Annotated in this window: 13 protein-coding genes and 1 tRNA gene; 9 read left to right on the forward strand and 5 right to left on the reverse strand. The window is 58.5% G+C overall.

All coding sequences use genetic code 11. From position 1 onward, the window contains the following. Positions 1-202 precede the first annotated feature (202 nt). The gene (locus D6851_RS12805) at positions 203-1,684 is read left to right on the forward strand and encodes a M48 family metalloprotease (RefSeq protein ID WP_120325268.1); all 1,482 of its coding nucleotides are present in this window, start codon (positions 203-205) and stop codon (positions 1,682-1,684) included. 67 nt (positions 1,685-1,751) lie between these two features. On the opposite strand, the gene D6851_RS12810 is transcribed toward D6851_RS12805, so the two are convergent. Then, positions 1,752-1,925: a Flp family type IVb pilin gene (locus D6851_RS12810; protein WP_120325269.1), complete on the reverse strand. Its 174-nt coding sequence runs from the start codon at positions 1,923-1,925 to the stop codon at positions 1,752-1,754. Between the two features lie 118 nt (positions 1,926-2,043). Then, positions 2,044-2,232, reverse strand: a complete 189-nt coding sequence (locus tag D6851_RS12815; RefSeq protein WP_120325270.1) for a Flp family type IVb pilin — start codon at positions 2,230-2,232, stop codon at positions 2,044-2,046. Positions 2,233-2,299: 67 nt separating this feature from the next. Between D6851_RS12815 and D6851_RS18070 the strand changes: the two genes are divergently transcribed. Both D6851_RS18070 and D6851_RS12825 read left to right on the forward strand, forming a co-directional pair. Then, the gene (locus D6851_RS18070) at positions 2,300-2,740 is read left to right on the forward strand and encodes a (deoxy)nucleoside triphosphate pyrophosphohydrolase (protein WP_183030097.1); all 441 of its coding nucleotides are present in this window, start codon (positions 2,300-2,302) and stop codon (positions 2,738-2,740) included. A 17-nt stretch (positions 2,741-2,757) separates the two neighbouring features. Next, a tRNA-Arg gene (locus D6851_RS12825) sits at positions 2,758-2,834 on the forward strand. A gap of 166 nt (positions 2,835-3,000) precedes the next feature. Here D6851_RS12825 and D6851_RS12830 read toward each other — a convergent pair. Both D6851_RS12830 and D6851_RS12835 read right to left on the reverse strand, forming a co-directional pair. Next, positions 3,001-3,363: a hypothetical protein gene (locus tag D6851_RS12830; RefSeq protein WP_120325271.1), complete on the reverse strand. Its 363-nt coding sequence runs from the start codon at positions 3,361-3,363 to the stop codon at positions 3,001-3,003. Between the two features lie 24 nt (positions 3,364-3,387). Further along, a complete protein-coding gene (locus tag D6851_RS12835) occupies positions 3,388-4,458 on the reverse strand; it encodes a Glu/Leu/Phe/Val family dehydrogenase (protein ID WP_120325387.1) in 1,071 nt (356 codons plus the stop codon). A gap of 128 nt (positions 4,459-4,586) precedes the next feature. Here D6851_RS12835 and D6851_RS12840 point away from each other — a divergent pair, with 128 nt between their 5' ends. The 4 genes from D6851_RS12840 (at position 4,587) to folE (ending at position 7,797) form a co-directional block, all read left to right on the forward strand. Next, complete coding sequence (locus D6851_RS12840) at positions 4,587-5,048, forward strand: Lrp/AsnC family transcriptional regulator (protein ID WP_120325272.1); 462 nt, start codon at positions 4,587-4,589, stop codon at positions 5,046-5,048. 103 nt (positions 5,049-5,151) lie between these two features. Then, positions 5,152-5,643, forward strand: a complete 492-nt coding sequence (locus tag D6851_RS12845) for a hemerythrin domain-containing protein (protein ID WP_120325273.1) — start codon at positions 5,152-5,154, stop codon at positions 5,641-5,643. A 7-nt stretch (positions 5,644-5,650) separates the two neighbouring features. Next, positions 5,651-7,192, forward strand: coding sequence for a phospholipase D-like domain-containing protein (locus tag D6851_RS12850; protein ID WP_238474089.1), 1,542 nt, complete (start codon positions 5,651-5,653; stop codon positions 7,190-7,192). After that, positions 7,189-7,797, forward strand: a complete 609-nt coding sequence (gene folE / locus D6851_RS12855) for a GTP cyclohydrolase I FolE (protein WP_120325275.1) — start codon at positions 7,189-7,191, stop codon at positions 7,795-7,797. The genes D6851_RS12850 and folE overlap by 4 nt, the downstream gene beginning before the upstream one ends. Positions 7,798-7,873: 76 nt before the next feature. On the opposite strand, the gene D6851_RS12860 is transcribed toward folE, so the two are convergent. Then, positions 7,874-8,353, reverse strand: a complete 480-nt coding sequence (locus tag D6851_RS12860; protein WP_120325276.1) for a peroxiredoxin — start codon at positions 8,351-8,353, stop codon at positions 7,874-7,876. A gap of 216 nt (positions 8,354-8,569) precedes the next feature. On the opposite strand from D6851_RS12860, the gene ahcY reads away from it, so the two are divergent. Next, complete coding sequence (gene ahcY, locus D6851_RS12865; RefSeq protein WP_120325277.1) at positions 8,570-9,988, forward strand: adenosylhomocysteinase; 1,419 nt, start codon at positions 8,570-8,572, stop codon at positions 9,986-9,988. 200 nt (positions 9,989-10,188) lie between these two features. Then, on the forward strand, positions 10,189-12,537 hold the full coding sequence (locus D6851_RS12870) for a PAS domain-containing sensor histidine kinase (RefSeq protein ID WP_120325278.1): 2,349 nt from the start codon (positions 10,189-10,191) through the stop codon (positions 12,535-12,537). Positions 12,538-12,543 lie beyond the last annotated feature (6 nt).

Consider the following 12,543-nt stretch of genomic DNA (forward strand, 5'->3'; position numbering starts at 1 on the left):
TTGTCATGTGCATCGGATATGCACATTGGCGCAGCCTGACCCGTGTCTGGCCCTGTTAGGGACCGTTATGGCTCTGTTCCGTTTCGTTCAGCGCCCCTTATGATAGCAGCCGATTGACGGGAACATCGCGCCAAAAAGCGGGTTCCTTTCAAATAGATGAATAGCGGCGGAAACATGCCGGATCGTCTCTGGAGGAGTGACAATGCACCGAACACTATCGAAGAAATTAAAGAGTCTCGTCGTTCTGGGACTCGCCGGCACGGCGCTTTCCGGTTGTGCCACCATGCCCGGTTCCTCGGTCCCGGCGGGCTCGCCGATTACGCAGGCTGAAGCGCAGCAGGGCGCTCAGTATCACCCGCAATTCGTGTCCGAATTCGGCGGTAAGGTGGAAGGACCGCAGGCGACCTATGTCGAATCGGTCGGACAGAAAATCGCCGTGCAATCGGGTCTCGCCAATTCCTCTTCGGCATTCGAAGTGACCTTGCTCAACAGTTCGGTCAACAACGCTTTTGCGGTGCCGGGCGGCTATGTCTATGTCACTCGTCAGCTTGTCGGCCTGATGAACAATGAAGCCGAACTGGCCGGGGTTCTGGGTCATGAAGTCGGCCATGTCGCCGCGCGCCATTCCGCAAGGCGCCAGCAGGCAGCGCAGCAAAATCAGTTACTTGGTGTGCTCGGACAGGTGCTCTCCAGCGTCGTGCTGGGCGATAGTGCGCTGGGCCGTCTGGGGCAGGAAATTTCCTCCACCGTACCGCAGCTCGCCACGCTTAAATATTCGCGCGGGCAGGAATTGCAGGCTGACGAGCTGGGTGTCGAATATCTCGCCAGCGCCGGATACGATCCGCATGCGATGGCCACGGTGCTGGAAAGCCTCGCTGCGCAAAACGCGCTCGATGCTTCGCTGAAAGGGCAGGAAAGCACCATGCCCGAATGGGCTTCGACTCACCCCGATCCCGCCAGCCGTGTCAGCACGGCACTGCAGCTCGCCGGCAATATGACCGGGGCGACCAATCGCAACCAGTTCCTCAATCACATTGACGGGCTGATGTATGGGGACGATCCGAAACAGGGCGTGATCGAAGGCCGCACCTTCATTCACCCGGTTCTGCGTTTCGAATTCACCGCCCCGCAGGGCTTTTACATGGTCAACGGCACCACGGCCGTCTCGATCAGCGGCGATAGCGGGCAGGGGCAGCTCAGCACCGCGCAATTCAACGGCAATCTCGAAACCTATATCCGCAATGTTTTCAGTGCCATTGGCGGCGATCAGACGCAGCTTGCCCCGCAGACTCTGCAGCGCACCACTGTGAACGGCCTTCCGGCAGCCTATGGCATGGCGCGGGCCAATAGCGGACAGCAGAATGTCGATGTCACGGTCTTCGCCTATGATTTCGGCAATGGAAAGGCCTTCCATTTCGCGACGATCACTCCGGCTGGCCGGTCATCGGTTTTCCAGTCCATGTTCCAGTCTATGCACCGGATCGGCGCGCAGGAAGCGGGCAGCGTTACACCGCGGCGGATTGACGTCTTCACCGCACAGCGCGGCGACACGGTGCAGACCATTTCCAGCCGTATGGCCTTCGATAATGCCAGGGAACAGCGGTTCCGCGTGCTGAATGGCCTGTCGGCAAACGATCAGCTCATGCCCGGCCAGCAATATAAGCTGGTGGTCCGGCAGAACTGAGCAGCGGATACAGAAAAGGCGGCAGGAGTTCCTGCCGCCTTTGAATGTGTAAGCTTGGTTTGGTGAATTACCCAACCGTACCGTCGGAATCGTCGGCAGCCTTCTGGAATTTGGTGCTCACATTGGTGCCGATCGTGCTCATCGCGGTCACAGCAGCCACGGCGATCAGAGCGGCGATCAGGCCGTATTCGATTGCCGTTGCGCCAGTTTCGTCACGACGAAGCTTACGGAAAAATGCCATTATTATCTCCAGTCCTTAAAATATTTGACCCGTCTTGGCTCCTGAAGCGGAGCGATCAAGCACAGTCTGAATATGCTGAAATTATTGAAAAAGACTAAACGGTCTGCGTTTTTACAGCTCAATCCTGTGCCGCTTTCATCGTGCTGGCGATAGCGCTCCAGTTTCCGGCTTTCTCATCTCCGAACAGGCCGATACCGCTGACGATGACCAGCGAAACCAGCCCCAGAATCAGCGCATATTCCATCGCTGTGGCGCCCGCTTCACCGGCGCGGAGGGTTTTCACTATATGTCCGACGGATTTCATCATTGCCTTTTCCAGAGAGCTTTGCAGGCATGGCATCGGAGCTTTAATATTTTCTTTGGAGGCGCAGAATTTGTCTGACCGATCGAACTGGATCTGTGTCGTTGCCGCGGCGATTACCGATGGGGAAGGGCATATTCTGATGCAGCAGCGCCCGTTGAACAAGCATCATGGCGGCTTGTGGGAATTTCCCGGCGGCAAGGTGGATCCGGGGGAAACGCCCGAAGCAGCACTTCTGCGCGAGATAGAGGAAGAGCTGGGGCTGTCGCTCGATGCCGCTTCGCTCCGCCCGGCAGGTTTCGCCCGCTCGGATAGCGGCGATTCAGCGCCTTCGATCCTGCTGCTGCTTTATAAGAGTTGTGTGTGGAAGGGTGTTCCGGAGGGTCGGGAAGGGCAGAAATGGTGCTGGGTAACCATGCAAGAGGCTGAAAATCTTGCAAAACCACCGATGGATAAAGACTTGTTGAAAACTCTTTTGCAATTGGGGATTGCCAAGCCGGCCAATCGCTCCTAGATGCCCCTCCACACAGCGCGCCCTTAGCTCAGCTGGATAGAGCACCAGACTACGAATCTGGGGGTCAGAGGTTCGAATCCTTTAGGGCGCGCCATTTTTCCTTACATATTGAAACCTGTTTTTCGTCGGCCCGGCACACACGCCCTCGCGCGAGCGAAGCCGGTTTTCGCGCGGATGGCGATGGCGCATGGCAAAAAGCCGGAAACGGATGATCCCCGCTCCCGGCTCAGCGTTCTTCGTTTTTCCTCTGCGGCAGGTCGTCAGTCGGTGAGCAGGCCTTCCACCTGCATGGCCCGTTCGACCAGAAACAGCGCGCGCAGCTTGCCGAGCAGTGTGTCCACCAGGGCCTCATCGCTATGTTCGAATTCGATATCGATCACCAGATGTTCTTCGGTCCGCCGGGCGTTCAGTTGTGTGGGGACGAGGCTGCGCTGGGCGAACAGCGCCAGCACGCGGGGCAGGGTTTCCGGATGATAGGCGCCGCGAAGGGCAATCATGCCGCGTTGAAGCGCAGGCCCCTTTTCGGCACGATCGGCATCGTTATCCTGCATATCCGCATTATCCTGCATCATGTCAGGATCGGCAGGGCACAGCACCACACGTTCGTCGAATGAAACTTTCACGGCAAAATCCTTTGGTGTTGGCCGTCAGGCAGTTACGGCAAGTTCGGTATGGGGAGCGGAGCGGGCCGTCAGTAGCGCCTCACGCGCCAGACTGTCCGCCGCACGATTGGTGGGGATCGCAGCTTTTTCGGCTAAATGGAGCACGTCCAGCAGGCGTTCGCCCGTGGTTTCGACCTTGTCGCGCACATCCTGCGTGCTCCAGCCGAGATACTCCGCTGCGACATTGACGATACCGCCGGCATTCACGACATAATCGGGCGCATAAAGAATGCCGCGTTCGGCCAGCAATGTTCCCACTTCGGGCGAGGCAAGCTGATTATTCGCTGCACCGCAAACCAGCCTGGCCCGCATATGCAAGGCTGTGTCGCGCGTCAGCACGCCGCCCAGAGCGCAGGGCGCGAAAATATCGGCTTTTGCATCGAGGATCGAACGGCAATTGGCGATCTGCGCATCGAAAGCGACCGCAGCTCGCGCGGCGAGATCGGCACGCGGTTCGGCAACGATCAGCTTTGCCCCGGCTTCATAGAGCAGGCGGCATAATTCGAAGCCGACATGGCCGAGCCCCTGCACTGCCACGGTCAGTTCCGAGAGGTTTTTGCCGAAACGTAGCTGGGCAGCGCTTTCCATAGCTGTTTTGACGCCGAGAGCGGTCCAGAGCGAGGGATCGCCGCCCGGTTTGCCATTGCGCGGTGAGAGGCCGGCGACATGGCGTGTGGTCTTCGCCACCACATCCATATCTTCGACCGAGGTTCCGACATCTTCGGCTGTTACATAGGCTCCGCCGAGCCGTTCCACCGCCTGCCCGAAAGCGCGGAAAAGCTGTTCGCGATCGAACGGGCGATCGGGCAGACGGATCACCGCCTTTCCGCCGCCGAGCGGCAGGCCTGCCATCACATTCTTGTATGACATGCCTTCGGCAAGCCTTGCGGCGTCGCGCCGGGCGTCTTCATCGCAAGCATAGGAAAGAAAGCGGCATCCGCCCGCTGCCGGGCCGGCCACCGAGGAATGAATGGCAATATAGCCCGACAGCCCGCTTTTGCTGTCTTCGAGCCGGACCAGACGTTCCAGTTCGGGGCTATAAAGGGTGTTGTTCATGCCATTCATCTCCTTGTCTGGAGGAAGCATATAGCGGTGGCGGAGAGGTCCTTCTTGCCTATTTGACATTGAATGAAGGCATTTTCAGGTATATTTAACCGGTAATATGCTCAAGTTGAGGTGAATTTTTGCACTCTCTGGATAAATATGAAAAAGCCATCCTGAATCTGCTGCAGGAAGATGCAAGTCTTTCGGTAGCGGTGATCGCTGAGAAGGTCGGCCTGTCGGCATCGCCCTGCTGGCGGCGAATAGATCGGCTGGAAAAAGACGGTTTCATCAAGAAGCGTATTGCCGTGGTGGACCGCAAGAAAGTGGGGCTGAACGCGCATGTCTTCGCGCAGGTGAAGCTCAATGCGCATGGCCGCGCCAATCTCGACGAATTTTCCCGTGCCATTCAGGGGTTCCCCGAGGTGCTGGAATGTTACGTGCTGATGGGGCCGGTGGATTTTCTGTTGCGGATCGTGGCGGCCGATATCGAGGCTTACGAAAAATTCTTCTTCGACCGCCTGTCGAGTTTGCCGGGGATTCAGGAAATCAATTCCACCGTGGCTCTGTCGGACATTAAATCGGATTCCGCACTTCCTGTTTAAGGATCAGTTATTTGGCGGTGGGGCACTTGCTTTCCATGCGGAACCCGGAAGGCTTTGACCGGTTCATCTGGAAAGACAGGATTTTGCAACAGGAGCCGACATAATGGCCGATGCCACCACGATTTTTGAGCGTCTCAAACAGGATCATGAACGCCAGCGCACGCTGCTCGAAAAGATCGAGCAGACGCATGGCGAAAGCGAAGAACGCGCCCGGCTGTTCGAACAGTTCACCGTCGATGCGAAAAGCCATGCCGCGGCGGAGGAGCAGGCGCTTTACTCGACTATGATGCGCAAACCGCCGACGACCGGTGAAACGCGCCATTCGGTCGCCGAACATCACGAAATCGAGGAAGCGCTCAACGATATTGCCGCGACCGATATGTCCTCTTCTGCCTGGCTGACGAAATTCAAACAGTTGAAGCACGATTATCTCCACCATATCGATGAAGAAGAAGACGATCACTTCCCCGATTTCGCCCGCTATCTGGATGAAGAAGATGTCGAGCATATGGAGCATGTCTTCGAACGGCGCAAAGATGCCGAGGAAGAGGACGCCGAAGTAACACCTGAATCCAGGGATGAGGCGAAGGAATAAACGGATCTTGAGCGAGACTGAAACGGCTGAGGAAGGTTTCGACGATTCCTCAGTCGAGCCCGGTGTCTGGCGCTATGCACGCGCCGAGCGGGCCAGTGTCATTATCGATGCGGAGAATTATTTTCTGCTGATGCAGCAGGCGATGACCAAAGCGCGGCATCGCCTGCTTCTGATCGGCTGGGATTTCGATACCCGCATCCATCTCGCCCATGGGCGGAGATGGTGGCAGAAAGCCTGGCGCCGCGAATGCCCCTCGCGCCTCGGCAGTTTCATATTATGGTTGTCACGGCATAATCGTGGGCTGGAAATCCGTATTCTCAAATGGAGTTACGGCATTTTCAAATTTGCCGCGCGCGGATCGATGCTGCTCGATCTGATTCGTTGGGCACCGCACAGGCGGATCGATTTCAAATTCGATACGGCCCATCCGGTCGGGTGCAGTCATCACCAGAAAATCGTGGTGATCGATGACCGGCTGGCGGTGTGCGGCGGGATCGACATGACCACCAATCGCTGGGACACGCGCGAGCATCTGGAGCACGATCCACGGCGTAAACGGCCGCGCGGGGCCGAACATGGCCCCTGGCACGATCTGACCATGATGGTCGAGGGCGAAGCGGCCGAAGCACTCGGTGCACTGGGCCGTGATCGCTGGCGCCGCGCCGGGGGCAAGCCCCTCAAGCCCGTGCCGGAAGCAGCCCAAAGTGCCTGGCCCGATGATCTCTCAGCAGATTTTACCGATGTCGAAATCGGTATTGCCCGGACGCGGGCCGAATATAAGGGATCGCCGGCGGTCAATGAGATCGAGGATCTGTTTGTCGCCCATATCAAAAGAGCCAGACGTTTTATCTATGCCGAAAGCCAGTATTTCGCTTCCAGACGAATTGCCGAAACTATAGCCGAAAGGTTGCGTGAAGAGAATCCACCCGAATTTGTGATTGTCCATGCCCGCAATGCCGATGGCTGGCTGGAACAGCAGGCAATGGATCATACACGGTCGCGTCTGGTCGCCATGCTGGAAGAGCTGGATCACAAACGGCGGTTTCACCTTTATTCACCCTATACGGGCCGGACGCCGATTTATTGCCATGCCAAACTGATGATCGTGGACGATGAAATCCTCCGGATCGGTTCGGCCAATTTCAACAATCGTTCCATGGGGCTGGACAGCGAATGCGATGTTTTCATCGATTGCGACCGTCCGGTTAATCGCGGATGCGGCGAGCAGATCAGGCGCATCCGCTATTCTCTGCTGAGCGAGCATTGCGGCGTGGATATTGAAGAGGTCGGCCCTCTGATCGAGCGACACGGTTCCATGGCTGCGATGATCGCGGCAGCCGATAGTAAAAATGGTTGCAGCTTGCGCCCTTTTCAGCCCGAAAAGCTGAACGGAGTGGAAAAAACGCTGGCCGATAATACTGCTCTCGATCCCGAAGAGCCCGAAGAATTCTTCGAACCTTTTGTGCAGGGGCGTGGCCTTTTCCGCACAGGAAGCCTATTGGACCGGGCGAGAAGACGTTTGAAGAGCAGGCGAGAAAGAAGACAATGAGCAGCCTAGTCGGACCCGATGAAGACGACCCGCGCGGCAAACCGCCCGTGCCAGAGGATGTGCAGGAAGCCATCCGGACCCTGATCCGCTGGACCGGAGACGATCCCGAAAGAGAAGGCCTGCAGGATACGCCCAAGCGTGTGGCGCGGGCCTGGAAGGAATATTGCGTCGGTTATGAGGAAGATCCGGCCGTCCATCTGTCGCGTGTGTTCGAAGAAGTGGGCGGCTATGATGAAATCGTGCTGCTGAAGGATATTCCCTTCCAGTCGCATTGTGAACATCATATGGCGCCGATCATCGGTAAAGCGGCGATTGCCTATCTGCCGACCGATCATGTGGTGGGCATTTCCAAGCTTGCCCGTGTGCTGCACGGCTATGCGCGCCGGTTGCAGATTCAGGAACGCCTGACCGCCGAAGTGGCGCAATGTATCTGGGATAATCTCCAGCCCAAGGGTGTGGCCGTGGTGATCGAAGCGAGCCATGCCTGCATGACTGCGCGCGGTGTGCGGACTCCCGGCGTCGGGATGGTGACAAGCCGTGTGATGGGCACCTTCCGCAAGGATGACCGCAGCCGCAAGGAAGTGCTGGGCCTGATGGGCTATTGACGCGATCAGGACTCCACTAACGAAAAAGGCCGGCTCTTCCGCTGGAAGGCCGGCCTTTTTGTCGGTTGGAACAGGCTCAGAGCTGGCCGAGCATGTAATCGGCGCTGGACACTTTGAAATCACCGCCTTCTTCGACATTGAGTTCGGTGACGGTGCCGTCATCGACGATCATCGAAAAGCGCTGGCCGCGTGTGCCCATACCGAAGCCGGAACCGTCCATGGTGAGGCCGAGCGCTTTCACGAAATCGGCATTGCCGTCTGCCAGCATGGTGATGTCCGACGATCCGGCATCCTTGTTCCAGGCATTCATCACGAAAGCGTCATTAACGGCGGTGCAGGCGATCTCGTCCACGCCCTTGGCTTTGAGATCATCGGCTTTTTCGACAAATCCGGGAAGGTGCTTGGCCGAGCAGGTGGGAGTAAAAGCGCCCGGTACGGAAAACAGCGCGACTTTCTTGCCTGCGAAATAATCGGCCGATTGCACAGCTTCGGGGCCGTTATCGGTCGCCTTGACCAGCTTGGTGTCGGGAAGTTTGTCGCCTACGGAAATAGTCATAAATGATCGTCCTTTCTGGTCGCATCCGGGCTTGAGATAAGGCTTTCCTGTCGTGGTGCAACGGGTTGGGAATAAATGTCGCAAAAAGGCGGAAACGGGGCAAACCGCGTCTTCCACTAAGCTTTACCCTCTACCTCTAAGGGTCTATGGCCTGCCCCATCAAGGCGCAGCCCTCTGCTGTCGCCATCCACTAGACAACCGCGAGGAGAATGCCGAGTGGCTGAAGCAGTTGCCGAGAAAGATTTCATCATCAAGGACATCAGCCTGGCCAAATATGGCCGGGACGAGATTGCCATCGCTGAAACCGAAATGCCGGGTCTCATGTCCCTGCGCGAAGAATATGGTGCATCCAAGCCGCTGAAGGGCGCACGGATCACGGGCTCGCTGCACATGACGATCCAGACTGCGGTTCTGATCGAAACGCTGGTCGAACTGGGCGCCGAAGTACGCTGGGCGACCTGCAACATCTTCTCGACGCAGGATCACGCCGCCGCCGCCATTGCCGATCAGGGCATTCCGGTATTTGCCGTGAAGGGCGAAAGCCTGGCCGATTACTGGGACTATGTAGGCAGGATTTTCGACTGGGCGAGCGAAGACGATCCCGATTGCACCGCCAATCTGATCCTCGATGATGGCGGCGATGCCACCGCTTTCGCTTTGTGGGGCGCGCGGATCGAAGCGGGCGAGGAAATGCCTGCGCCGGGCAATGCCGAAGAAATCGAAATGCAGCGCTCGCTGAAGGAATTCCTCAAGCGCAAGCCGGGCTATCTGACCAAGACCGTGAAGGCGCTGCATGGCGTTTCGGAAGAAACCACCACCGGCGTGCACCGTCTCTATCACCTCGCCAAAGGCGGCAAGCTGCCTTTCCCGGCGATCAATGTGAACGATTCGGTCACCAAGTCGAAATTCGACAATCTCTATGGCTGTAAGGAATCGCTGGTCGATGCGATCCGCCGCGCCACCGATGTGATGCTGGCCGGCAAGGTTGCCTGTGTCGCCGGTTACGGCGATGTCGGCAAGGGATCGGCAGCGTCGCTGCGCAATGGCGGCGCGCGCGTGCTGGTGACCGAGATTGATCCGATCTGCGCGCTTCAGGCGGTCATGGAAGGCTATGAAGTCGTCACCATGGACGAAGCCATCAAGCGGGCCGATATTTTCGTCACCGCGACCGGCAATGAAGATGTCATCACCGCCGAACATATGAAGGCGATGAAACCGATGAGCATCGTCTGCAATATCGGCCATTTCGACTCCGAAATTCAGATCGGCGCGCTCGATAATTACGACTGGAACGAAATCAAGCCGGGTACCGATCTGGTGACGTTCGACGATGGCAACCAGATTCTCGTTCTGGCCCGCGGCCGTCTGGTCAATCTGGGTTGCGCCACCGGCCATCCCAGCTTCGTCATGAGCTGCTCTTTCACCAATCAGGTGCTGGCGCAGATCGAACTCTATACGAAGGGCGATCAGTATAAGAACGATGTCTATGTGCTGCCCAAGCATCTCGACGAAAAGGTGGCCGCGCTTCACCTTGAAAAGCTGGGCGCCAAGCTGACCGAGCTGAGCCAGCAGCAGGCCGATTATATCGGTGTGCCGCAGAAGGGTCCGTTCAAGCCGGAACATTACCGCTACTGATTGTTCAGATCGTAGCGAAAGCGACATGCCCCCTTCCGGCCCTGTGCCGGGAGGGGTTTTGTTTGTCATATATCCGGCTTTGCCGGGCCGTTCCTGAGGTGATCGGGCGAGCCTTTGGGCGCGACGATCCGCCGCGCCAAATTGCGGATATGTAACGGGCTCACTTGCATCGCGGGCCGGGGCGGCATAGCTCACACAGGATGGAATTCTCACCCACCGCACTGGTCCTGCTGGGTCTTTTTCTGGCTGCCTGGACGATCGGCGCGGCTTTTTTGGCGCTGCGTGCCCGAATGCTGTCGGGCAAGGTGGATTCGGCCCGTCGCAGCACGCGCCGTTTTTCCCGTATTCTGGACGAATGCCCGGCGGTTCCGCTGCTGGTTCGCCCCGATGGCCGCATCGAGGCGCCCGAACGGCTGGCCGCCTGGCTCGGGCTTGATTCGGTGCCCGGATTTCTCAGCGAGCTGGACGGGCAGGATACGGGTCTTTCGGCCGGCGATCTCAAGCGTCTGAGCGATGCCGTGCGGCGGACCCATCGCACCGGGACGCCCTTTCAGCTTGTCTTCACCCCGCGCTATTCGCGCCGCAATCTCGCCGTGCGCGGCCAGCTTGCCGATGCCGCGATTGCCTCGGGCAATGCGGCCTTGCTGTGGTGGTTCGACTTTTCCGAAAGCCACGAGGAACTGGCCAGCCTGCGGGCCGAAACTGCACGGGCAAGGGGTGATTTCGCTGCGCTGGTCGGGCTGATCGAAGCGGCACCCATGCCGATGTGGTTCCGCCGCTCCGATGCCCGGCTGCAACTGGTGAACAGCGCCTATGTCGAAGCGGTCGGTGCCCGCGATGCGGAACAGGTAGTGGCAGAGCAGATCGAACTGATCGAGCCGATAGAAGGAATCAGCGCCGCGCAGATCGCCCGTCAGGCGCAGGAAACAAGACAGTCGATCGAGCGGATCGTGAGCGCCACGCTGCATAATCAGCGCCGGACCATGCGGGTCAGCGATTTGCCGCTGGGGCATGAAGGCGTGGCAGGATATGCGGTCGATATCGAGGATATGGAAGAGCAGAACCGCATCTTCCGTGCGTTCCGCGAAGCCCAGGTCTCGCTGCTCGATCAGCTTTCGGTCGGTGTGGCGCAGTTTGACAGCCAGCGGCAACTGACCTTTGCCAACCAGCCTTTCCAGCGCCTGTTCGAATTGCCCGCTGCGCGCCATTCCGATGTGCTTGAATTCGACCGGTTCCTCGATATGGCACGCGATAAGGGCCGGCTTCCCGAAACACGCGATTTCCCGCAATGGCGGCGGGAGATGGGCACATGGTTTACCTCGGGCGCACCGCAGGAAGATGCCTGGACGCTGAATGACGGCACGCATCTGCGGATCATTGCCCAGCCCATGCCCGATGGCGGGCTGGTGATGATTGCGGAAGATCAGTCCGAACAACTGGCGCTTTCGGCCACCCGTGACACTTTGTTGCGGACCCGCACCGCTACATTCGACAGTCTGTTCGAATCTCTTGCGGTTTTTGCCCCGGATGGACGCCTGCAATTGTGGAACAGGCGTTTCGCGGCGATCTGGGGGTTGCCGGAGGGGCTTATGGACGACCATCCGCGGATCGAGGCGCTGCTCGAACAGATCGGGTCGCAACTTGTCCGCCCTGCGCATGGGCAGGCCATCGGCGAAGCGGTTCGCGCAGCCACGCTGGATCGCCGCCAGCGCGGCGGGCAGGTGCGGCTGACCGATGGGCGAACGCTCGAATTTGCCGGCGTGCCACTGCCCGACGGCAATGGCTTGCTGACCATTCTCGATGTGACCGACAGCCGCAAGGCGGAAGATGCTTTGCGTGAACGCAATGCGGCTCTGGAAGAAGCCGACGCGGTGAAGACCCGTTTCCTCGCCAATATGTCCTATGAATTCCGCACACCACTGACCTCGATCAGCGGCTTTGCCGAATTGCTCCAAAGCGGCATGGCAGGTGAGCTGTCGGATCAGGCAAAGGAATATGTCGAAGCGATTCTGACATCGGTGGAGCGGCTTTCCGGCCAGATCGAAAGCGTGCTCGATCTCACCCAGAGCGAGGCAGGGCTGCTGCCGATCGCTACCGAAGATTGCGAGCTTTTGCCTTTTCTCACCGAACTGGTGCATCATTATGCTGACGCGCTGGAGGAAAAGCATATTGCGCTGGATCTGCGCGCCGATCGCAGCGCCGGAACAATTAAGGTGGATAAGCGCCGGCTCAACCGGGCCATGAGCAATCTACTCAATAATGCGCTTGCTGCCACACCCGAAAACGGCCGGATTCTCGTATCCATGAAACGGCAGAAAGGCGCGGTGCGGATCGTCGTGTCCGATAATGGTTGCGGAATGCGGCCGGGGGAACTGGCACGTGCGCTCGATGGCTATCAGCTCGATGCCGATGGGCAACCCGAAAAGCGCCGCACCGGGCTGGGTCTGCCGCTGGCACGTCAGTTGATCGAAGCACATGGCGGACGGCTGGAAATGATTTCCGAACCCGGCGCCGGCACCACTGCAACCATTACGCTGCCCGTCACCTGAGAGGCA

The organism is Altericroceibacterium spongiae (genome assembly GCF_003610805.1).
GTDB lineage: Bacteria > Pseudomonadota > Alphaproteobacteria > Sphingomonadales > Sphingomonadaceae > Altericroceibacterium > Altericroceibacterium spongiae.

Coding starts and splice junctions, on each gene's coding strand:
- D6851_RS12815 (WP_120325270.1), bottom strand. CDS start 2,232: ATGATGAAATCCGTCGGACATATAGTGAAAACCCTCCGCGCCGGTGAA.
- D6851_RS12860 (WP_120325276.1), bottom strand. CDS start 8,353: ATGACTATTTCCGTAGGCGACAAACTTCCCGACACCAAGCTGGTCAAG.
- D6851_RS12810 (WP_120325269.1), bottom strand. CDS start 1,925: ATGGCATTTTTCCGTAAGCTTCGTCGTGACGAAACTGGCGCAACGGCA.
- folE (WP_120325275.1), top strand. CDS start 7,189: ATGAGCAGCCTAGTCGGACCCGATGAAGACGACCCGCGCGGCAAACCG.
- D6851_RS12805 (WP_120325268.1), top strand. CDS start 203: ATGCACCGAACACTATCGAAGAAATTAAAGAGTCTCGTCGTTCTGGGA.
- D6851_RS12845 (WP_120325273.1), top strand. CDS start 5,152: ATGGCCGATGCCACCACGATTTTTGAGCGTCTCAAACAGGATCATGAA.
- D6851_RS12870 (WP_120325278.1), top strand. CDS start 10,189: ATGGAATTCTCACCCACCGCACTGGTCCTGCTGGGTCTTTTTCTGGCT.
- D6851_RS12835 (WP_120325387.1), bottom strand. CDS start 4,458: ATGAACAACACCCTTTATAGCCCCGAACTGGAACGTCTGGTCCGGCTC.